The organism is Actinopolymorpha pittospori (assembly GCF_014873875.1).
Taxonomy (GTDB): domain Bacteria; phylum Actinomycetota; class Actinomycetes; order Propionibacteriales; family Actinopolymorphaceae; genus Actinopolymorpha; species Actinopolymorpha pittospori.
The window spans coordinates 1,562,179-1,583,560 of sequence record NZ_JADBEM010000001.1 but is presented as its reverse complement, the minus strand read 5'-3'; the positions used below and the strand labels follow the sequence as shown (position 1 = coordinate 1,583,560).

Sequence of the window (21,382 nt, the reverse complement as noted above, 5' to 3'; positions counted from 1 at the left end):
CTTAGTTGGGCCGCTGTCCGGAAGGTTCGGGGCACCTCACTCGACGGTTTGTGACCCATTGCTGTGCGTGTGGTTGCCAGGTTCCCGAGCTGATTCGGCCGTCGAGGACAGGGTTGAGCATGTTGGCGGCGATCTGGTGCCCGGTGGTGAGTTCACTGCCTATGCCGACGGTGTCGGCGAGTTCGCGGAAGGGCCGGCTCCATTGGCTGGGCGCCGGTGGCAGTGTCGTGGGCTGCGCGTGCGTTGCGCGGCTTGTGAAGGTCGCATCGATCGCGTGTCTGAGGTTGTTCGCGTCGAGGGGGAAGAGTTGGGCGATGAGTGCGAGGTCTACCAGGTCCTTGGTTCGGGTGCTGGGTCGTCCTCCGTCGTAGGTTCGGGTGTAGGCGTGCAGTTTCTCGGCGACCTGCTCTGCCAGGGGAGGGCGGGTACGGTTACCGGCTCCAATTCCTGCGAAGGCAAGTAGGTCAGGTGTGGTGATGGTTTCGACCTTCCCCATCGGACCACCGGACTGGCCGACGTCGAGCAGGAATGTATCGAATTCCCGGCCCGCAAGCGCTCCGGCGATCCGGAAGCGGTGGCTTCCGCCCAGGCGGTCGGGTGGCATGCCCGTGCGCTCGACGGTGAAGGTGAAGTAGTCGCCGGTGTCGTGAACGGCGGCGTCGAGAAGTGTGTCGAGAAGTTCGTCCGCGTTGTCGTGCCAGTCCAGGTCGATGTCTTTGGTGGCGCGGGCCCTCTCCGCGAGCCGGAGGTCGAGTGCAAATCCTCCCTTGAGAAGCCAACGGCCTGGAGCTACGGCGCAGAGCCGAGCAAGGAAACGGTCAAAGATTACCCGCTTTCTGTTTCGAGCGACAAATGCTCCATCGCCTTTGGCGTGGGTCTTCAAGCGATCTTCGAGTGCACGGCGAAAGCTTGGGGGGTCGGCGTACTTCATGGCTGTGCCTTGAGAGCGGCATCGAAGAACAGGCGTGTGTTGGTCGTCCGGTCGGCTGCGGCCGCGCGGAGTCGGCGTGGTGTGGTGAGCCGTCGTTCGAGGGCCTGACGTATGGCGAGTTCCACTTGTTCTGGCTGTACTCCGTTTCCTAGTGTCGCGTAATGAAATCTTCTTGCCACCAGGAGCACCTTCGGACGGCCCTGACCTGCGGCGATGCTGTCTGGGGAGTAAATGCTCAACCATTACGCGACACTAGCGAATCGACGATGCTGCGCTCCGGAGTTGTCACCGGCACCCCATGCACGATGCGTACCTGGGCCGGGCATGGAGGATCTTGGAGGGTGTGGATCCGTACCCCTGGGCGGGGCCGCTGCCCCCGCCTGGCTCTGGACACCGAAATGTGCACGAGGTCAGGGATCACGTCAGCGAGATCGTAGAGTTCCAGCGCGGTGGCATGCGAAACGACTCCGCCTGCTGGGCGGAGCGGCAGCCAGCTAGCCCGGATCGTTCACGGCTCGGTGGGTGATCGGCGTGTAGAAGCACGGAAGTGCCTTCCTGCTTGGGATCCTTGGACTTGTCGAAGGTTCAAGTTCCCCAAGTGGAAGGCACTCCGTAGGTGAAGCGTACTTCGTGGTCTGCCGGCTTGTCTGTGTCCGCTGATGGTGTCGGTGTGGTGGCCCACTCGGGCAGCGTCGCGACCCGGCTGCTGGGCAACCGGACGGGCCTTACGACCGGACTTTCGAAGGCGATGTCGCGCCGGGACTTCGATCCGGGCCACGACCGCGGCCAGGTGCTGGTCGACGTTGCTGTGATGCTCGCCGACGGCGGCGAGGCGATCACCGACATCGACGTGCTGCGCCACCAGGCCGGGGTGCTCGGCCCGGTCGCGTCGCCGCCGACGGTCTGGCGGGTACTCGAGGAGGTTGCTGCGGGACGGTTGAAGAAGATCGCGGCCGCAAGAGCCCGCGTCCGCCGCCACGTGTGGGCCCAGCTTCCTGACGGCGTGCCTGCCGCGAAGGTGGCCGGGACCGACCTCGGCGAGGTGGTGGTGCTCGATGTGGACGCCACGATCGTGATCGCCCATTCGGAGAAGGAGAACGCTGCGGCGACGTTCAAGCGGACTTTCGGCTACCACCCACTGGGCGTGTGGTGCGACAACACCAGCGAGTTCCTCGCCGCGAAGCTGCGGGCCGGGAACGCCGGGTCGAACACGGCCACCGATCACATCGAGGTCCTGACCGACGCGATCGCACAGATCCCCGGCACGCACCGCCGCAAGCTGCTGATCCGTAGTGATGGCGCGGGCGCGTCCCATGGGCTACTCGACTGGCTCACCGCCCAGGGCAAGGTCCGCGGCCGCAGCGTGGAGTACTCGGTGGGGTTCAGCATCACCGAGAAGATCCGCGACGCCATCAGACTCCTCCCGAAGAGGGCCTGGACGCCAGCGGTCGACGCCGACGGCGGGATCCGCGAAGGCGGCGACGTCGCCGAGCTCACCGGAGTGCTAAACCTGACGACCTGGCCCGACGGGATGCGGGTCATCGTCCGCCGTGAACGACCGCACCCCGGCGCGCAGCTGTCGCTGTTTGAGGAGCGCGACGGGTGGCGCTACCAAGCCTTCGTCACCAACACCATGACCGGGCAGCTGGGGTTCCTCGAAGCCCGTCACCGTGCCCACGCACGAGTCGAGGACCGGATCCGGCACGCCAAGGACACCGGGCTCGGCCGATTCCCGTCGCGGGAGTTCGACATCAACCAGGCATGGCTGATGCTCACCCAGGTCGCTGCCGACCTGACCGCGTGGACCCGGCTGCTGGGCTGCACCGGTGACGCTGTCGTCCTGGCGGGGTGTGAGCCCAAGGCCATGCGTTACCGGTTCCTCCACGTGCCCGCCCGCCTCACACACAGCGCCCGACGTCGCCGCCTGCGGATCCCCGAATCGTGGCCCTGGGCCGCGGCCATCATCGCGGTCTTCGCCAACATCGCCGCCATCCCACAACCAGCCTGACCCGATCTGTCCGCCCACGACATCACCACCCGGAGAACCGCAGCCCGGCAGCGCCAGCCGGCGCAACGTCCTACCCACGATCACGCACAGCACAGTCTCACCCGATCACACAGCACCAACACCATCGCGACGGCCCTCATGAAAGACCGGGGCTAGCCAGGACGTGTTCGAACCGGCTGGACGGGAAGTGCCGCAGCCGGTACAGCCCTCGTCGAACGCGCTGGTACCGCCCGCCGGGACGGGCGTGATAGCGCAGGGTAGTGCGGTCCATTCCGGCTTCTTCCGCCTGTCCGGTAGTGAAGTAGCCAGCCTGGGACTCCGCGAGCCGATAGAGCTGCTCGTGGTCGACGTCCGACATACGAGGGGTTCTATCCCCCAAGCGTCGGACATGAACGTAGGACCGAGATCGCGGGCTCCGAGCCAGTTCTATCTGTGCGATCCGTCACGGCTCGACGCAGCAGCCGATCACTCGTGTGCGACCGTTTGCCGCCCGTGCAGTGAAGCCTGGTCAGCCGCGGCCCGGCCCGACGCCCAGCCCTCCCGGTTGTTGATGGCCGTCGCATGCCGTGTCAGTTCGGGGAACTGCTTCTCGAAGGCATCACGCACCGCGTCGTCGCGCGCTGCGAGCACAGGCAGCAGTTGGGCAGCGCCCGCCGACGCGGTCATCTCCCGGTCCACCCCCTCGGTGGCGGCGCTGAGCCGTTCACCGATCCGTGACGCGTACGCGGTCAGAAATGACTGCCGAAACGAGCGGGTCGTGTTGCGCCCGTACTTGTCAGTGCTCGGCTTGGCCTGTGTCATCGCCCTCGTCGCCTGCACGAGCAGCGAGGTGAACAGCAGTTCGGTCGATTCCAGATCGGCCGGGAAGCCGACGATGGTGGTGAAGCCGAACCGCTTCATCCACACCGCCCGACAGCTGTTGGCCTCCGCGACAACCTGCAGCAGCAGCGTTTTTGGCGCCTCGTACGGATTGTCGATGCTCACCCGGCGGGTAGCCGGCCGGTCGCGTTCGCCCGTCGTGGCGACGAGGAGGGCGTGATCGATGCGATGACGGGCCATCAGCTCCTGTGCCTTTGCCGTGAACGCGTCGGCCTCCTCCGGGAAGTCGGTGGACTCCGCCTTGGCCAGCAACGCCCGGACCCGATCGAGCCTCCGCTGATCGAGGTCCGCGGGCGGTGTCACCGCGGCGGACATGGCAGTGCCCGGCATCGGGCCGACCGGCTCGATTGGGGGCAGCGTCGCGAGAAGATGAAGCACCTCGATCATGGTGGCGATCACCCCGGCGCGGTCGAGGCCCTGCCGATCGCCCCAAACACTCACGTAGTGGTCGTCGTGCTCCCACCACACCTGCGCGTCGAGGGCAGCCAACTGCGACTGCAACCGCCGATCGACGGTCGCCGTGGAATAGCTGCGCATCTGCGCCGCGATGGCGTCGACCATGAGCCGGCCGTGACGCGTGGTGTACTCGCGGCGGGCCACCCGTACCAGCTCAGCCGGCTGCCAGCCGCGCCGCCACGCGTGCTCGACCTCGCGAAGCAGCGAGGCCAACAAGGCCCGGTTGACGACCTGGGTGCCGGCAGTTCCGCCGGCGCCGGCGGTCAGCAGGGCACGGCAGCGCTCGAGCTCGGCGGCCTCTTCGAGGTGTCTGGCGTGGATTGCCTGGTCGATGATCTGTTCCGCGAACTGGCGCTGGGAGGGACTGCGTGGCGCGCCGAACAGGCGCATCGGGTCATCGACGCCGGGCGCCCCGCCGGCTCTTCGACGCTGAGTCGCCTCCGCAGCCTTCCGCTTGGCCTTGTGCCCTTGACGACTGTTCTTGCCCATTAGCCTCCGCCCACACCGAACCGAAGACTTTACCAAGCCGGCACGAAGGGCAGCCACGGCTCGACGACGATGGCACCGGATTGGGCGCGACACCGGCACCGAACCCGCCGTGTCAGCGAAGATAGCCCTCAGTCCAGGCCCATCTGAGGGGTAAGGCGTAACCCAGCGCCTGCACCGCCCGGCGGAAGGCCGGTTCGTGTTCCGCCGTGACGGCGATGTGCCGTTCACCCATCGCCGTGGCAGAGCGTCCGGAGCCGGCAGTCGTGGTGGATCAGTGCGGCTAGTGCCGGATCGGCGCATTCGTGAGGCGCACCTGACCCAGGTCACGTAGTCGCCCGGCGCGGGCGGTCACGTCGTCGAGTAGCACCAGCAGAGTGGCGGGCAGCCCTGGCTGCTCCATGCGACCTCCCAGGAAGTCGCGGAGCTGGTCGGCGGTATGACCGGCGGCGACGGCGGCGAGTACGGTGTCCGCGGTGAGCGCCCAGACCCGCTCGGCGGTCCGTTTCGCATAGGCGTCGAGGACGAGGCGGTCGGCCGGGCTCAGCTCACCGGTGGCGACCAAATCCAGGTTGGACAAGACCTTCAGATTACGAATCGGCGCCGCGTCTGCCGGCGGCCGGTACGACGCGGTCAGGTCGAGAGCGTATGCGCCGAGCCCGTTGAGCCGCACCGCGCGCAGCCCGTCGTAGCGGCTGAGGTAGTCGAGGTGGTCGGCGCCCCAGTTGCCATGGTAGTCGTCGCGGGCACCGTCCGGCTCGTCATAGGCGACGTCGACGAGACCCAGCGTGGCCGCGTACTCGAAGATGACCGCAAGGGTGTACCGGCCCTCCAGGATCTCCCACTCACCGAACCCGGCGTAGCCGAGACTGCCGTACTGAGCGTCAACCAGGTACAGCTTCCACAGCGCCCGGTCGCTGCGGGCGACCGTCGGCGACAGGCCCGCTTCACGCATTGAGGCGAACAGATCATCCAACTCGACCCAGGCCCCGGGGCGGCAGGTGGCCAGCGCCGCCGACACCCGCTGCCGCCGAGTCTTCGCCGAGGTCAGCACGTTGGTGGCGCGCTGGCCCTTGATGTGCTCGACCCGGCTCAGCTCGTCGAGCACGGCCTTTGTGATCCAGGAACGCCACAGGCCCCTGATGACCTCCGCAGCCGGTTTCCCGAGTGCCGACCGGCCCCGGGCGGTCAGTTGGAGTCTCCCGCCCACGATTTCGGCCAGGCCGCCGGTCTGCACGAGCAGGGGCCAAGCGTACGCGGCGATCGCCTCGTCCGGGTAGAAGTCGCCACCTGACAGGGTGTCGGCGATCATAACGACGCTGGCCGCAGCTGGTCGTCGGGTCTTGTCACTGCAGCGCAACCGCCCCGAGTCGCACAGCCGCAGCACGGCGTGCAGATCAGCCAACGCATGACGCTCGGTCAGACGCAGTTCGTCCACTTTCGGGTGGTGGTCGATCAGTGCGGCGGCTGACTCAGACATGCCACGCGTCTGTTGACCGTGACCGGCACCCCGTAGTCGAGTGTCCCGCTCACCTGCTGCATCTGTGTCAACGTGGTCTTGGTCACCGTTGCGAGTCGCCGGCGCCGGCGGGGTGCTGGCCGTCGTTGCCGCTGAGCCGCCGCCGAACCCGATCGCGGCGGCGGCCACCGCCGCACCCGCCAGGACCGCAGGGCCGATCATCAGCGCGGCGCGCACGGGCCACTTCACTACTTGGCCTCTTTCGCGGGCACCTTGTCCTTGCACGCCTCCTGCGCGGCCAGGTAATCAGGGTCGGCCTCCAGTTGGGCTTTGGTGGCGTGCTCCAGCCGGCCGCCGACCGTCAGGCTGCCTTCCGGGGGTTGGATCGGACATGTCGATCTCGTGTGCGCGCATGCGCACCTTCGCCGCGGAGCCCCGATCCGGCGGCGGCCTCACGGTCACGGTGACCATGCCCCGACCTGATTGACCGGCCCGATAGCCGGAGGGTCGCCGACGGTGAGCTGATCCGAGGAAGTGCCGGCGTGTACGCCGATTCGCCGGTCGGTGCCGGCGTGATGATGGGTCCCCGTCCGTCGGCCAGGCAGGCGCTGGACCGGGTCCGGCCACCCGTTCTGCCTTTGCATGTGGCCCGGCAGTTGAGCTGCGGCGGGCGCAGTCACAATCACGAACGGACCGTCCATGCGGGCGGGTGGAGATCGGCGGACTCACTATCTCGCCGCTCACGAGGCACGGGAAGCTCCAGGTCAGGCGCGGTTGCGACGGCCAGGGTGTTCTTATGCCGTAACCTCCGGTCACCGATGATCTCATGCGCGAACCGTCTCGCCGCGGTGACCAGTCGATGGTCCGTCTGCGGCGGGCGATGAAGAGGATCGCCCGTAGCGGTGTGATCACCTGGCTGCCGGAGCCCGGCGCGGTGATCAGCCGCGGGCGCCGGCTGGAGTGGCGCTTTCAGCCGCGAATGCCTCACCGGAGTGTGGAACGCCGAGCACCGTGACGTCGCCGTTCTCACTGGCTTCACCCAGGCCCTCGCCATCGAACTCGGCGGGCAGGTCGCCGCCGGCTGGTCCGAGGACGGCGCCATGTTCGCCGGTTGCCTGTCCACCGCGGCCGGCCCCGCGAGCCGCCTGGACCCGCCGCTGCTGCTCGGCTTTGGCCTGGTCGAGGAGCGGCTCGAGGCCTTCGCGTGGGGCGATCTCTATCTCGCCCGACTCAGGCGCCAGTACGGCAGCACCGACTGGCAGACCGCCGCCACGCCCGCCATCACGGCCTGGCTCCGCCAGATCGAAGCGACGGTCGCCGAGGGCGACGTCCTCGAGGCCCTCGACGAGGACTACGGCGACGCCGCTGAAGGACTCAGCGTTCTCATCGAACTCACCGGCTTCACCTGGGCCGGAGACTCCTGAGCCAAGCCCCGAGGCTTGGTTCGGTGCCTGTGGTTCCGCGCGGCTGTGGTTATGCCTTGAGGGGGTTGTCGGTGGGTTGGTCAGGAAGGCGTCGCTGTGGCTGAGCGGCTACGGTCGGCTTCGCCGGTGATGGGGATGGGCGAGGTTGGCCGCTGTGTAGGCGGTCCGCCGCTGTGCGGGCGGGGCCTGCACCGTCGAGGAGCGTGATCGTGTACGCGTCGAAGTCGAGGTTGCCGAGCCCGAGGTGCAAGTCCTGGGACGTCCTTGCCTGGGCCGAGGGTGGCGTGGGCGGGGCCGAGACCGCGAAGGACCTGTCCCGTGACCTCGGCATCAGGGTCGGTCGGGACCGCCTCTTCGCCCTGCTGGGCGACGACGGGTGGATCTACCGGGCGGGCCTGGACGGGCGGGGAGGCATTACCAGGCGCAGGTCGAGGACGGTCGGTTGTCGATGATCCCCGCAGTCTCACTACCGGCCGCGTACCGGTGAGCTGGTGCTGGACGCGCCGGAGGTCGGTGTCAGGGTCAAGGGCTACACGAACTGCGCCGCCGGCTTGAGGTGGTGAAGGTCGGCAGTCTGTGTGCGTCTAGCTGCGGGGCACGTCGATGGCGTATGCCATGCGACGGCTCCGGTTCGACGCCCCGGAGCTGCACGCCGAGGTGGTCGCCGGCATGCTGTCCGCCCACGCTGCGATGCTGAAAGGCCGGTCGGCGGCGCGGCACCTTCAGCGTCCGCGCCGATGACCCCGGACGCGATCGTGCCGACGTTGCGCGGACAGCGCGACCCCCAGGTGCTGGCCGCCGCCACCCCGCAGTTCAGGAGGCCGTCATGGTGGCCGCGTCGGCGTTGTGTCCCGCGACTACACCGATGAACGCCTCAACAGTCCTCCCCGGCCCGTCCATCCACAGTGTGGCGGCCGCGAGCGTTGCTGGCAGTGCCGGGCCGCCCAACCATGAGCAGATCCTCATCGACTTTTGGGTGACAGCCCCTGGTCGCGGTGGAAGCGTGGGGGCGGGTCCGCCCCGGGTTTTCGATCATCTTCTGCGGGCGGACCCACCACCGGTGTCGGGTGTCTCCGTCCCTCCGCCCGCACGCTGGCTGGTTGAGAGGTGGGAACCTCATCCACGAGAGGGCCTGCGCCAGGGCCTATCACCCTGGCGCAGGCCATCCCTCATCCACACGACAGTGGTTGGCGCGACAGCACAGCGGACAAATTTGCAAGAGGGGATCTGCTCTGGTCAACCCCAGACCGCCTACGCCGGCCGGTAACGCCTACTCGATGCACAGCTGAGTGGGGCGGCAACAATTCGGTTGTGTCCGGTAGGCGATGACGCGCCCGAAGCACACGGCGTATACGCGGCGAAGTTTGGCTCGGATCGGCGAACGTGCAGGTGGTATGAGGGTGTGCATCGTTCTTGAAAACCGCTACCGAGGGACCCCTCTCGGTCATGGGTTCGAATCCCATGCCCTCCGCTCAAGCCGGAAACCGGCCTCCGACCTGCGACAATGCGTGATCGCCGGGTCGGCGGCCGGTCCGGCTAGGTCTGGCTGTGAACGGCCGTCGGCTGTTCGCAGCGAATACGCGGTGAAGTCCGGCGCCCTGATCGACCGGTGTCTTCGACTGGTTCCCCCTGCTGTGAGGGATGAAGCCGTTGCCAGAACCAAAGGACGTGAGTCGGAGCCGTCCGGCAAAGTGCGGCCGTGCCCATAGCGCCCAGCAGGCCGGGGCCGGCGGCCTCGACGCAACCCCGCTCGGCGCTGACCTGGCCTGGCCTGGCCTGGCCTCGATTCTCTGAGCGCGGCCTCGTGCGCCTCTCACCTGCCAAGAGTGCGGGCACGGCCTCCACGCGAAGCTCTCGCCGAAGGGCTTGCGATTCCTCGCGCACGGTGCCGTCGCCCTCGACTGCTCACTCGCAGGTAAGACGATCGCTCATAGACTTCTCAACCTGCAGCCTCGCCTCCGCGATTCGTGACGCCGGTCGGTTCGCAGAGCTCGAGCTGGCTGGAGACGGGTGGCGTGCAGACGTCCTGACCACAAGTCCAGACGGAGGCCGTCGCATGACGTGGAGGCGCAGCTGGCACAGATCACGGTCGACGACCTCCGGGCGCACACTGACCGGATGGAGGTCTCCGGTGTACCGGTGTGGTGGCCCACCAGCAGTGACAGCGCCTGGATCGGTGAGGTGCACGGGCTGACGATCTTCGTGGCAAGCCAGACTGAGCTGAGCGCCGGACGCTCCAAGCGCCGTGCGAGCCCAAATCAGCGGATCGAGGTGTTCGCGGTCGCAATCTCCAGCCCGGCACCAACGAGCAGCCCGCCTGCCTACGGATCGGCCGGTCGGGTCCGATAGACCTTTACCGGCGTGCGGAGCTCCACGCTGGCGATTGCCAGACCGGCGTACGCCGCGGCGGCCGCGGCCAGGTTGAACGACGACGAGGGGTCGCAAATCACGTCCGATAGTTCCAACGTGGCCGTCGCCAGGCGATCGGCGAAGGTGTCCGCGGCCGCCGCGGCAGGGGGCGGATGGGCGGGCTTCGAGCGTGGAAACAACCCGCCGGGCGGGGTGTCAGCGAGCCTTGCGTTTTCGCAGGTCAGCAATTTGTGTCGTTCATGGGGTGCTTTTAGCACGCGTTGCTCGAGGGCCTGCAGGTACGCGGCTACCGCTATTCCTGAGCCTCGTAGCTGCGTTCAGGCCACCCTGGTGCCCCGTCCGGCCAGAAGTTCGGTCAGGTCATGCCGCTGGCCAGATGGTGACGAGATCCTTGTCCCTACAGCTCGCGGTGACATATACGTGGAGCGTTCTGCGCCCGCATGTGCACTAGCGTCGCCTAATGAAAATGTCTTGATTCCGGAACCGCTCTTGCATCCGCGTGACCTTGCAGCGATGCCGTCTGTAGAAGTTGATGCTCCCCATCACACGACCCTAGCGGTCCGATTATGCATAGGAGCGCCAATGACAGGTGAACCAACGGGAGCAACTCGGCGACAACTCCTCGGATGGAGCGCCGTCGCGCTGGCTGGGTCATCGCTGGCCGGCTGTGATGCCCTCTCGATGAGCCCGGATAGCGGCGCGACTGGGGAGGGTCGTCCTGGGGAGGGTCGTCCCGGCGAGTCTCAAAGGGAGGCGCCAGAACTGGCTGCGAAGGTCAAGAGCGGCGATCTCCCTCCTCTGGGCCAGCGCCTGCCGGATGAGCCACTCGTTGTTAAGCCTCTTGATGGTGTCGGGGTCTACGGTGGAACATGGAGGACGGCTAGCTCGAATACTGACGGCGCCTGGATGTACCAGTTCATCGGTGACGCCGGCCTCACACGCTGGAACCGCGACTGGACCGGGGTTGTCCCGAACGTCGCGGAGTCCTGGGAGATCGGCGGCGATGGACGCGAGTACACGTTCCACTTGCGGCGTGGCATGAAGCGATCGGACGGGGAGCTGTACTCAACTGACGACATCCTGTTCGTGTACGACGACGTGGTCCGTGTGCCCGAGCTGTTCCCCATCATTCCGGACTGGCTTATGGCCGGGGGTAAGCCCGTCGAGGTGGAGAAGGTTGACGACTACACGGTGCGTTTCGTCTTTGCCGAGCCGTTCGGTCTCTTCCTGCAGCGTCTCGCCACACCTGAGGCGAACATCTTCACCACGATACCGTTCAACTACTTCAAACAGTTTCACCAGAAGTACAACCCCGATGTCCAGCGCCTCGCTGAGGATGAAGGCTACGCGGACTGGCCGACGCTGTTCACGGGGAAGGGCGGCTTAGGTGCGGCAACCGCTACCTCCTGGTGGCAAAACGTCGACATACCCACGCTATTCCCATGGCGGGTAACTAAGCCGATCACCGGAGGGGCCCGGATGGTCGCCGAGCGTAACCCATACTACTGGAAGACGGACCCCGATGGGCGGCAGCTTCCCTATCTGGATGACTTAGTCGTTGACATCATCACCCAACCGGAGGTGGCCGTCCTGCGTGCAACCGAGGGGCAATACAGCCTCCTTCAGGACGAGTTCATGACTCTGCGCGACAAACCCGTTGTCGCTCGGTCCCGTGAGACCGGTGGCTACCATCTCATCGATGTCCTGCTGTCGAATATGAACAACGCCCTTCTGTGCTTCAACTTGACGCACAAGGACCCTGCTCTGCGTGAGGTCTTCCAAAATAAGGACTTCCGTATAGCGATGTCTTATGCCATCAATCGAGAAGCAATCATCAAGACGGTGTTTCAACGGCAAGGCGAACCTTGGCAGACCTCGCCGCTGCGGGAATCGAGTTTTCTGGACAAGGAGCTCGCGAAGCAATATACGAAGTTCGACCCGGTTGCCGCAGACGAGTACCTCGACCGTGCGGGCTACAGCAGCCGCGACGCGGAAGGATTCCGCCTTCGATCAGACGGTCGCCGTATAACCTTCAACCTCTCCGTGCGGGTAGACAGCATTGCAACTTGGCCCGACATGGCTGAGCTAGTCCGGACCGACTGGAAGAAGGTCGGAATCGATATGCGAGTCCAAGCCGAACCCGGAACACGGGTATTTGACAAGGTCGAGCTCAATGACCACGACGCCACGATCGATGACGGCTATCCCGGCTCGGACGACGCTTTGCTGGACCCGATCTGGTACTTCCCTTCCAACTCCGGATGTCAGTACGCCGTGCCGTGGGGAACCTGGTACGAAACCGGTGGAAAAGAAGGTTCCGAACCGCCCGCGTCGATAAAAAGACAAATGGAGCTCTACGACCAGTTGAAGGCCTCCATCGAACCGTCACGTCAGAGCGAGCTATTCAAGGAAATAATTCAGATCGCCAAGGACGAGTTCCTTGTCATTGGCATCGCACTCCCCGGAATGGGATACAGCATCGTGCAGAACGAGCTGCGCAACATACCGGACGAGATGCAAGGAAGCGGTGGGCAAGTGCCAACGCCGGGCTTCACGCAACCGGAACAGTACTACTGGTCCGAAGGAGATGGCTAGGCATAAATCACCTAGTGGGTCAACCGGACGCTAGGCCCCATTTTTCACAAGAGAAGAAGGCCGCAGCATGAAGATCACGCACGTCGAACAGTTCGCTCCGAAAAACCGCACCCGGCTGATCCGCATCGGCACCGACGCGGGAATCGACGGATGGGCGGAGAGCACGCTGGAGGGCAAGCCGAAGTCGGTCCCGGCGGTCATCGACGAATATGCGCAGTACCTGATCGGCAAGGACCCTCTTCGTATCGAGCATCATTGGCAGCAGATCTACAGATCGGCCTTCTTCAGGGGCGGCGCACACAACATGAGCGCTTTGGCAGCAGTCGATGCAGCGTTGTGGGACATCGCCGGCAAGCACTACGGGGTGCCCAGCTACAAGCTGATGGGCGGCGCCGTGCGGGACAGGATCAGGGTGTATGCGCACTGGGGCATCCGCGACCTGTCCGACGAGGGACTTGAGGCCTCTCGCAAGCGGCTCGACATGCTTCAGAAGAAGGGCTACACGGCGTACAAGGCCGGTCCAGCCGGCCCCTGGCGCGCCCACGAGCCGCCGTCGAGGATCGACCAGTTTGTCGAGGCGGCCTACAAGATGCGTGAGTGGGTCGGCCCGGACGTGGAGCTGTGCTTCGACTTCCACGCCAAGATGACGCCGGCGCTGGCGATCGAAGTGTGCAACGAGATCAAGGGCATGCGGCCGATGTTCGTCGAGGAGCCTGTGCCGCAGGAAAACACCGACGCGTTGAAGCTGGTCTCGGATCACGTCCCGTTCCCGATCGCCACGGGCGAGAGGCTCCTGACCCGGTGGGAGTTCCGCGAGGTGATCGAGAAGCAGTGCGTGGCGCTGCTGCAACCGGATGTGGCGCACTGCGGCGGACCGAGCGAATTGAAGAAAATCGCCAACTACGCGGAGGTGTACTACCAGCACATCATGCCGCACTGCGCGATCGGCCCGCTTGCGCTGGGCGCGTGCATGCTCGTCGATGCCGTCGTCCCGAACTTCCTGATCCAGGAGCAGGTCGACGCCGGGCTCGGCAACGGCCTGCTGAAGAAGGACTGGGAGGTGATCGACGGGCATATCCCCTTGTGGGAGACGCCCGGCCTTGGGGTGGAGGTGGACGAGGCGGAGGCCACGAAGGAGTTCACGGGCGAGTCGTACGGGTACCACGCCGAGCTAGGCGGAGAGACGTATCACGAGAACGACGGCTCGGTAGCGGATTGGTAGGCGCGGTCGCCAATCCCGACGCCGGACGATCGGCCTACCGAAGGAGCTGACGAAGGTTCTGCAGGAGCACTGGAAAGAGCAGGCAGCCGAAAGGACACGTGCCCGGCAGCTCTGGAAGGACGAGGGGTGGGTCTTCGCCAAGCGAACCGGAGAGGCGCTCGGCCCGAACATGGATTACCGGGAGTGGAAAGAGATCTTGGCTACTGCTGGGATTTGTGCCGCAGGTCCGGGTGCGGCGGACTTCGGGTCGCTGGAGCTGAGGCGTTGGTGATTGCGGCCTAGGTCGTGGACATGGGGAGTGCGAGTTCCGAGCTGTCTTGCGGGCTCTATGCGGTGTGAGGGTGGGGAATTACTTGAGTTTCAGCCCCGTGACCTGCCCGCCGCCGACGCCGCCGAGTTCGTTCGTACCGGCCTGGACAACGTGCCCGGTCCGTACCAGGTGGAGGCGTGTCGGCGTGCTCAGGTGTCGCCGTGCTCAGGGTCAGCTCTGACGGTGGCGCGGGCGAGCGAGAGCCTCTCCGTGTGGCGGCAGCCCGCGAGGTGCTGTCCCGCGCCCGCCTCGCCAGCCAACTCGGCGACGAAGCAGCCGCCGAGCTGCTGCCGCAGCTACGCAGGCTGGAGGCCGACTTCTACGCAAGCCCATGCCGTGAAGGGAATCGTCATGATGTGGTTGCCACCACTGGACGGGGATGCGAGCTTGTATGACCGGGCGGCGCCGAGCTATAGCCAGTGTTCCTGCCCAGGTCCTGTGCCCGAACCAAGCTTGATCGCAAAGGGGGGAGAAGGAAGGAAGCGAAGACCGGGGGACTAGGCCGCCGAGGCGCGGTTCAGCGCGCTCGAAGTGATGCGATGGGTGACCCCGAGCACTGTGCTCGTGTTTCTACCAGCCCGAGGGATGTGCCTACCAGCCCCGCACAAGTGCGTGCAGTCGACGTCCATAAGGCCAGGCCCATGCCGCTGGAGATGGAGCCGGGCTAAGCCCATCTCTGAGCAGGACCAAAGTCCCAATATGAGTTGGTGCAGTCAACTGAACACATTGCTCCCGTGTCACGCCGGGCAGCTTGGGGTGGCGGTGAGTCAGCGCTGGTCGCGGCGCAGTGGATGGTCGTCGGGGACCTGGACGAGGATGAGCCGCGTGCCGTCTGGGTCCTGGATCGTCATCTCGATCAGGCCCCAGGGCTCACGCCGTGGAGGCGCCACGACGTCGACCCCGGCCTTGGCCAGGCGGGCGTGTTCGGCGGCCGCGTCGCGAACTTGCAGCCAGATCGTGAGGTTCGCCGGCGGAGGAGCCGTCGATGTGCCTGACACCTCCAGTAGCGCTGTGCCGAGAAAGAACACGATTCCTGGGCTGTCCGGCGGTCCGAACTCCCGGTAGATCGCCAGGCCGAGCACGTCCCGGTAGAACCGCTGGCTGCGCATCAGGTCGGTCGGTCGCAGTATCAGCCGGCTGGTGAGTACCTCCATCTCGACATCCTGCCCCAGGCAGGACGCATCAGGACGTGGGTCGGCGCAGTGGTAGCGACTAGACGCGGCACGCGTCCGCTGTCACGACATGGAAGTCCTCCACCTCCAAGGAGCGGTCCCTCGAACTCGTGGATCTCCGCATCGGTTCGCAAGGAGAAGAACTGTGGCGGATCGTGCCAGTCATGAGCGGCAGGACCCTCGCTACTTTCACCGCCGAACAGGCCGCCCGGGCGCCTGACCCGAGCAGCGGCTCGCAGCTGAGGAACCGCACCGCGGCTGGAGTCCGAATCTCTGGACTTGGTGGCGGCCGCGGCGTGTGATCTCCCGATTCACGCCCGGACGGGTGGCCCTGAGGAGTGGGCGGCGTCGAGGGCCAGGTTCGTGCGGAGTTTGGAGGTCGTGGAGAAGGCCCGTGTGAGAGTGGATGGTGCTGCGGGCGCCCCGAAGCCGCGTGCTCGCGCGGGTGGCCCTGACCTGCGTCGCCTCTATCGGCTGTATCACCCGTGGGACGACCGGCTCGGGCCGCCTCCTCAGCGGGCCGAACCCATGCGGGGCGACTAACCCGTATTCGCGGCCTAGCCGTCGACGAGCTCGGCCGCGGATTGTCGGAGTGGGTGAACCCGCCCGCTACGGGCCTGTGGTGAGGCCCGGCGGCGGACCGGTCCAGTGCGCCGCACTCCGCCCGCTGTTGGCCCGCCGCCGGGCCGTCGCGGCACCTGCTCGGTCAGATGGTGCGGCCGACGTGGATCACGAACACGGTCACGGCGTGACCGTCGACCTCGTACACGATGCGGTAGCGGCCGATCCGCATGCGAAAGGCGGGTCCGATCTTGCTGGCGTAGGGCGGGTAGGGGTTGGCGGTGAGCTGGTCGAGCGCGTTGAAGACTGCTCCTACTCCGGTTGGGTCGTCGTCGAGGTATCCGGCGAGACTGTTCAGCGCGTTCTCGCGCCAGTCCAGCGCGTAGGTCACTCGGCGAGCCCGAGCCGGCGCTTGGCCTCCTCGTGCGGAACGGTCCGGAGCGTGCCGTTGGCCTTCTCGATCTCGTACTGGGCGATCGCGAGCCTGTCCTCGAGGTCCTCCAGTTCGGCGGCGCTGATGATCGCGGCTGCGGCCTGGCCATGGTCGGTGATGATGACCCGTTGCCGGGTGTGCGCGGCGCGTCGCACGAGGCTGCCGAAACGACTTCTCGCATCGGTGATGGTGACGATCTCTGCGGGGGCGGCTGGTGTCGGCTCGGGAAGACCTTGGCTCATGACACAAGTGTGCACTATTTGACACTTAGATGAGGATGCCGGTGGCGGCCGTGTCGGCGGTGGCGGTGGCGGTGTTCATGCCGACGTCCGAGCCTTCGGAGCACGTGCCGACAGACGTACGCCATCGCATCGGGGCGTCGACACCGGCGCCGATGCGGATCAGCGCATGTCCCTATCGCCAGCGTGGCGGCCCCGGACGAAGGCCACGTCCTTCGAGCCGCCCTCACCACGATGAGTCCCTCCAGGCCCATCCGGTGACCCGAACTCGGCATCTTCGCTAGCCACCTGGCCGCGGTGGTAGTGGTTCGGTGGTTAAAGCCTCCGGCCCGGCACCGGCCACCCACGCACCTGGTCCTGCGGGGAGCGGGACGTGATGAGGGTCGCCAGTTTCTGGCGGCCCTTCTTGTAGCGCCCAGCCGCGACGGCCGACCGGGCACCGAAGGCGCGGAGGGAGGGCCGGCGCCATCGGGCGGGCGCGGCGGCGGCCCGTTCGAGGCCGCCCTTGAAGACCTAGAGAAAGTCCTCACAGGTTCGTCGCCGAGACATGCGACTCATGATTAAATAGGACAGAGTGTGCGAGAGCGAGACCAGGCAGGCGCGGTATCAGACACTGAGTAGGAGACGATGTGACCCTAACTCATGAACAATCCGAAATCCATGCTTCGAAACGCAGCGCTCTGGCGATTGTCGACTGTGATGTTCATCCGTATCCGCGCAGTCTCGATGAGATTCGTCAGCACCTCGCCCAGCCGTGGCGCGATCGCTACCGGGGCGGTGGTCGCGGTTTCTTCGGTAACCCGGTACACGGCTCACGCCTCGACAGCACCCCACCTAACGGTGGCCCGCCCGGGTCCGACCCCTCGTTTATGCGGAAACAACTGATCGATGAGTATGGGGTTGCGCACGCCGTGCTACTCCCCAGGGCTTTTTGCAACCTACACCCCGACCCCGATTTCGGGTCAGCGATCGCTGGCGCGTTCAACTCGTGGCTCGCAGACACATGGCTCGGCGAATACAACCATGACGGTGTGTTCAAAGGATCAATTACTGTCAACCATCAGGATCCACAGGCGGCCGCGCGCGAGATAGATCGATGGGCCGGCCACCCACACTTTGTGCAAGTAATGACGGATTCTGGTGCTCGAGCGCCATTCGGACAGCGGATGTACTATCCGATTTACGAGGCGTGCGAACGAAATGGGCTACCTCTCGCGATCCATCCCGGCACCGACGGGATGGGAATCAATATTCAGCCAAGCCCTGGCTACCCCACCCACTACATCGAGTGGCATACCTGCCTGAGTCTGAGCTTTCAAGCCCACCTGGTCAGCTTGATCACAGAAGGAGTCTTTGAGCGGTTCCCAGGATTCAAGGTTGTGCTGGTTGAGGGCGGCGTGTCATGGCTTGCCCCTCTCATGTGGAGGCTGGACGCCGAGTGGAAGGCTCTGCGTTCCGAAGTGCCGTGGGTCAAAAAATCGCCGAGTGAATACCTTATCGACCATGTGCGACTCACCTCGCAACCCTTGGAGCGTCCCGAACGCAACACCCACCTGATAAATCTCCTTGAGGCCATGGACGCCGAGCATATTCTCATGTTCTCGAGCGACTACCCTCATTGGGACTTCGACTCGCCAACGCACGCCTTCCCCAGGCTCCCGAGAGAGCAACGCGAGCGGATCTTCTCCCGCAACGCTTTCGAATTCTATGGAATAGGGTAGGCACTAAAAATGGACCGCCACATAATCTGTGCCGTAAGCGAGTTGCCGCCGGGACAGCGTAAAATTGTGAAAGTGAACGGGCGTTCGATAGGAGTATTCAACGTAGGCGGGAAATTCTACGCCCTCCGGAACACATGCCCGCACCAGGGCGCACCCCTATGCCTCGGCTCGCTAAAAGGCACCACCTCGCCCTCGAAGCCCGGCGAATACATATGGTCCAGGGAGGGTGAAATCCTTCGTTGCCCCTGGCATGGTTGGGAGTTCGACGTCAAGAACGGGCGGAGCATTCACAACCCTCATAGAACTCTTGTTCGCGCCTACGAGGTGAGTATCGAACGCGAGGAGCCCAAGGTGGAGACCTTCCCGGTATCAATTGACAACAATGTGGTCGTCCTGCATTTATAGACAGGCCGACGACCGCGTTTGCGCCGGAGGCAGGGAAGCAGATCAGCGTGCCGTCTGATCGAGACGGTCAAGCGACGCACGGTTCCGTGGCGACTAGTGTCGCGTAATGGTTGAGCATTTACTCCCGCAGACAGCATCGCCGCAGGTCAGGGCGGTCCGAAGCTGCTCCTGGTGGCAAGCAGATTTCATTACACGACACTAGACCGCAGCCCACAGAGTTGCGAGGGCCGGAGATTGCAATGCTCCGTAGATTTTGGCCCGTCCGGACTGGACGGTCTGGCGCCTGTCCTACCCCGGGTGCGGGTCTCCGAGGTACGGGAATCGGTCCAGGGTGTCGGTGTGGGGTGTTAGACCGGTCGGCGGCGCCTCGTTCTTGGTGAGAAACGCCACGCGGATGTCGATGACGTCTTCTGTGAACGTTCGGCCGTTCGGATATGCGGCTGGCTTGGAAGGGTCGAAGTGCAGCACGTCCGGTAGAAGGCCGTGCTCGTCGAGTGCGGCGATCGCTTCGTCACGCGAGTAGCCACCAGTGTGGCCCAACAGGTGAACGAACTGGTCCGTCCACCTGGCCCGGTCGTTGACCGGCTCGCTGGCGTTGTACTCCTCCTTCGTGTCGTCGGTGTTGAAGAAGCTGCTCATCGACGGGTGCCCCGCCCGGTCCGCGTGGATGAGTTCGCCGTCGCGTAGGACGCTGCATCGGCCCCAGATGCGGAGCTCAGGCTTGGGCGCCAGTTCCGCTGTCGGCAGTTCGATGGCCATGGAGAAGACGTTGGCCGTGCTGTTGGAGTCGACGCCGGTCCATGGGGACTTCCCGCCCAGATGCGGTGCGGTAAAGTTCCGTTTACCGCTGGTATCGAACAGATTCTTGATTCCGTCGAAGTCGAAGTAGAAGGCGTCACTGCGGCTGCCGGCGGCCACCTGGTAGTCGCCGCTGCTGACCACGTTGGCCTGGGGGCCGAAGGAGACGTCAACGCCCGACACGATCTCGACGCCGGCGGCCTCAGGCCTGCGAGATTCCTCACCGGTGGCCATGAAGACGGTGTAGGTCTGGGAGCCGCCGGATGCCGGCGGGCTGAAGACCAGCTGAAGGCGATGTCGGTCAGGAGATCACCGTCGTTGTCAATGTTCATGCGGTATACGGCTTCGGGGTGCAGGGCATCTGCGTTGGGATTGGCGTTGAGGATGAGCACGGTCCTGCTCGGATCGCCCGGCGCTGCGAAGGCGTATAGGTCGCACAGATCGAGGCGCTGGTCGCCGAGCGGTGGCCCAAGGCTGAGGCCGGTGAAGTGGTTGGACATGATAGGCCCTTACCCATCGCTCGCTCGCTGGAACGCTGCTAAAGGCTGTCCCGTCTGCGTGTCTGTGCGTGCTGCATCGACGGGACGAGGCGTCGAGCAGTACGACGCAGATTCGGTTGCGTTCCACAAGTAGATCGCCCAGAAGGGATCGGCGACGCTCGGGTTGATCTGCGATCCACAACCAGCGCAATGCGTCAATAGGCAGACTGCGAGCGATTGAGCCCATTGCGGTGCCGCCGAAGCCAGCGCCGATCAAGGAGTCGGCACAGCCGTAACGTTGACGGGCGAACATAAAGGCCAGGCTCGCGAGGAAACGGTCGGCGGACACGTCTAGGTCTAGCCGGAAGCGTGCGCGAACTCGACATCATCTCCACAGACGGCTGAGCAACACTCGAGGTATTCCCCCCGCAAACTGGCCCGTGGGCGCAAAGCGTCGTCCATCCAAGACGATGAGTAGAACCACGAGTGGCAGCAGGTGTTGTCTCCAGGAGGTGGAGATACTGGCGCGGTGCGGTTATCCCGCGCCCCGGCGGTCTGCCGAGTTCGAAGGAGTCATGTGATCACCTCTGAAGAGATTCGCCGTTACGCGACCGCGTTCCCCGAGGTCGAGGAAGACGTCCACCACGTGTGGAAACTGCCGGTATTCAAGGTCAGGGGCAAGGTCTTCGCCGGGATGGACAGGGGCGGGCGGACCGCGGTGTTCTCCATCAGCCAGGAGGACGCGGCGGCGGTGGTCGCCGCGGAACCGGCCGTCTACGAGGAGGTCTGGCGCAACGCAGCGACGCGAAGCTTCGTCGGGCTGCGTGTCGATCTCGCGAAGGTTTCCACCAAACACATCCGGGAACTCATCGAGGGCGCTTGGCGGAACAAGGCGCCCAAGCGACTGGTCGCCACCCACGACGCCGGGTAAGGGTCATCGCGTCGACCGCTGTTGACAGCCCGGCGATGGACCGGACCGGTCCAATGCGCCGCCCCGCCGCCCGGCCGTCGGCAACACCTGCTCGGTCAGCTGGTGCGGCCGACGTCGATTACGAACACGGTTACGGTGTGACCTTCGACCTCGTACACGATGCGCTAACGGCCGATCCGTATGCGGGAGCGGTGCTCAGCGGAGATCGATGTGGCTGGCTTCGTCCGGCCAAATCTCGGCGTTTGCGGGCCAGACGCGGGCCAGATTGGATCCTTCTTCCGCGGCGGTTGTGCTCGACGGCCGCCGTCAAGGCTGGCGCTGGTCTCAGTCAGTCGCGAACCATTCCCAGGCGGACTGGCGGCTGACTCCTAGGGACTGGCCGATCTCTTCCCGGGTGGTGCCTTGCTACCGGGCGAGTGGACGGCGTCGGCTAGCGTGCGCCGGGATCAGTTTATCAAAATCTGGCTACGCGACCCCACCCCATGATCTACGGGACACGCCCT

General features: G+C 65.3%; 18 protein-coding genes and 1 pseudogene. 10 read left to right on the top strand and 9 right to left on the bottom strand.

All coding sequences use genetic code 11. The features are described from left to right. Position 1 precedes the first annotated feature (1 nt). Positions 2 to 931, bottom strand: coding sequence for a nucleotidyl transferase AbiEii/AbiGii toxin family protein (locus tag HEB94_RS07460; protein ID WP_192749231.1), 930 nt, complete (start codon positions 929 to 931; stop codon positions 2 to 4). Positions 932 to 1,547: 616 nt separating this feature from the next. On the opposite strand from HEB94_RS07460, the gene HEB94_RS07455 reads away from it, so the two are divergent. Further along, positions 1,548 to 2,939, top strand: a complete 1,392-nt coding sequence (locus HEB94_RS07455) for an IS1380 family transposase (RefSeq protein ID WP_192749230.1) — start codon at positions 1,548 to 1,550, stop codon at positions 2,937 to 2,939. Between the two features lie 136 nt (positions 2,940 to 3,075). On the opposite strand, the gene HEB94_RS54410 is transcribed toward HEB94_RS07455, so the two are convergent. The 3 genes from HEB94_RS54410 to HEB94_RS07440 form a co-directional block, all read right to left on the bottom strand. Then, positions 3,076 to 3,297 carry a type IV toxin-antitoxin system AbiEi family antitoxin domain-containing protein gene (locus tag HEB94_RS54410; protein ID WP_192749229.1) on the bottom strand — a complete coding sequence of 74 codons (222 nt, stop codon included), beginning with the start codon at positions 3,295 to 3,297 and terminating at the stop codon, positions 3,076 to 3,078. A 107-nt stretch (positions 3,298 to 3,404) separates the two neighbouring features. After that, complete coding sequence (locus tag HEB94_RS07445; protein ID WP_192749228.1) at positions 3,405 to 4,763, bottom strand: DUF2786 domain-containing protein; 1,359 nt, start codon at positions 4,761 to 4,763, stop codon at positions 3,405 to 3,407. 280 nt (positions 4,764 to 5,043) lie between these two features. After that, positions 5,044 to 6,240, bottom strand: a complete 1,197-nt coding sequence (locus HEB94_RS07440; protein ID WP_202896191.1) for a helicase-associated domain-containing protein — start codon at positions 6,238 to 6,240, stop codon at positions 5,044 to 5,046. Positions 6,241 to 7,211: 971 nt separating this feature from the next. Here HEB94_RS07440 and HEB94_RS07435 point away from each other — a divergent pair. The 6 genes from HEB94_RS07435 (at position 7,212) to dgoD (ending at position 13,830) form a co-directional block, all read left to right on the top strand. Continuing rightward, on the top strand, positions 7,212 to 7,643 hold the full coding sequence (locus HEB94_RS07435; protein ID WP_192749227.1) for a hypothetical protein: 432 nt from the start codon (positions 7,212 to 7,214) through the stop codon (positions 7,641 to 7,643). 209 nt (positions 7,644 to 7,852) lie between these two features. Then, positions 7,853 to 8,095 (top strand): phage antirepressor KilAC domain-containing protein, encoded by a 243-nt coding sequence (locus HEB94_RS07430; RefSeq protein ID WP_192749226.1) that lies wholly within the window; start codon positions 7,853 to 7,855, stop codon positions 8,093 to 8,095. A gap of 163 nt (positions 8,096 to 8,258) precedes the next feature. Continuing rightward, positions 8,259 to 8,384, top strand: coding sequence for a hypothetical protein (locus HEB94_RS52315; protein WP_273375048.1), 126 nt, complete (start codon positions 8,259 to 8,261; stop codon positions 8,382 to 8,384). A gap of 1,320 nt (positions 8,385 to 9,704) precedes the next feature. Then, complete coding sequence (locus HEB94_RS07425; RefSeq protein ID WP_192749225.1) at positions 9,705 to 9,992, top strand: hypothetical protein; 288 nt, start codon at positions 9,705 to 9,707, stop codon at positions 9,990 to 9,992. A gap of 927 nt (positions 9,993 to 10,919) precedes the next feature. After that, entirely contained in the window at positions 10,920 to 12,608 is a 1,689-nt protein-coding gene (locus tag HEB94_RS07420; protein ID WP_192749224.1) for an ABC transporter substrate-binding protein, read from the top strand. A gap of 67 nt (positions 12,609 to 12,675) precedes the next feature. Further along, positions 12,676 to 13,830, top strand: a complete 1,155-nt coding sequence (gene dgoD / locus HEB94_RS07415) for a galactonate dehydratase (protein ID WP_192749223.1) — start codon at positions 12,676 to 12,678, stop codon at positions 13,828 to 13,830. Positions 13,831 to 14,907: 1,077 nt separating this feature from the next. On the opposite strand, the gene HEB94_RS07410 is transcribed toward dgoD, so the two are convergent. From HEB94_RS07410 to HEB94_RS07400, 3 genes are all read right to left on the bottom strand, one after another. Beyond that, positions 14,908 to 15,294: a VOC family protein gene (locus tag HEB94_RS07410; RefSeq protein ID WP_192749222.1), complete on the bottom strand. Its 387-nt coding sequence runs from the start codon at positions 15,292 to 15,294 to the stop codon at positions 14,908 to 14,910. A 724-nt stretch (positions 15,295 to 16,018) separates the two neighbouring features. Next, a complete protein-coding gene (locus HEB94_RS07405; RefSeq protein WP_192749221.1) occupies positions 16,019 to 16,264 on the bottom strand; it encodes a type II toxin-antitoxin system RelE/ParE family toxin in 246 nt (81 codons plus the stop codon). Further along, positions 16,261 to 16,548, bottom strand: a complete 288-nt coding sequence (locus HEB94_RS07400) for a type II toxin-antitoxin system prevent-host-death family antitoxin (RefSeq protein ID WP_192749220.1) — start codon at positions 16,546 to 16,548, stop codon at positions 16,261 to 16,263. The genes HEB94_RS07405 and HEB94_RS07400 overlap by 4 nt, the downstream gene beginning before the upstream one ends. Positions 16,549 to 17,174: 626 nt before the next feature. On the opposite strand from HEB94_RS07400, the gene HEB94_RS07395 reads away from it, so the two are divergent. Together HEB94_RS07395 and HEB94_RS07390 are read left to right on the top strand one after the other, a co-directional pair. After that, positions 17,175 to 18,266, top strand: a complete 1,092-nt coding sequence (locus HEB94_RS07395) for an amidohydrolase family protein (RefSeq protein ID WP_202896190.1) — start codon at positions 17,175 to 17,177, stop codon at positions 18,264 to 18,266. Between the two features lie 9 nt (positions 18,267 to 18,275). Then, positions 18,276 to 18,671 carry a Rieske (2Fe-2S) protein gene (locus HEB94_RS07390; RefSeq protein WP_192749219.1) on the top strand — a complete coding sequence of 132 codons (396 nt, stop codon included), beginning with the start codon at positions 18,276 to 18,278 and terminating at the stop codon, positions 18,669 to 18,671. A gap of 288 nt (positions 18,672 to 18,959) precedes the next feature. Here HEB94_RS07390 and HEB94_RS07385 read toward each other — a convergent pair whose 3' ends face one another. Beyond that, entirely contained in the window at positions 18,960 to 19,703 is a 744-nt protein-coding gene (locus HEB94_RS07385) for a DUF4331 family protein (RefSeq protein WP_202896189.1), read from the bottom strand. Between the two features lie 50 nt (positions 19,704 to 19,753). Beyond that, positions 19,754 to 19,969: pseudogene (locus HEB94_RS54405) on the bottom strand (DUF4331 family protein); the annotation flags it as partial. A 556-nt stretch (positions 19,970 to 20,525) separates the two neighbouring features. Between HEB94_RS54405 and HEB94_RS07380 the strand changes: the two are divergent. Beyond that, a complete protein-coding gene (locus HEB94_RS07380; RefSeq protein ID WP_192749218.1) occupies positions 20,526 to 20,879 on the top strand; it encodes an MmcQ/YjbR family DNA-binding protein in 354 nt (117 codons plus the stop codon). Positions 20,880 to 21,382 lie beyond the last annotated feature (503 nt).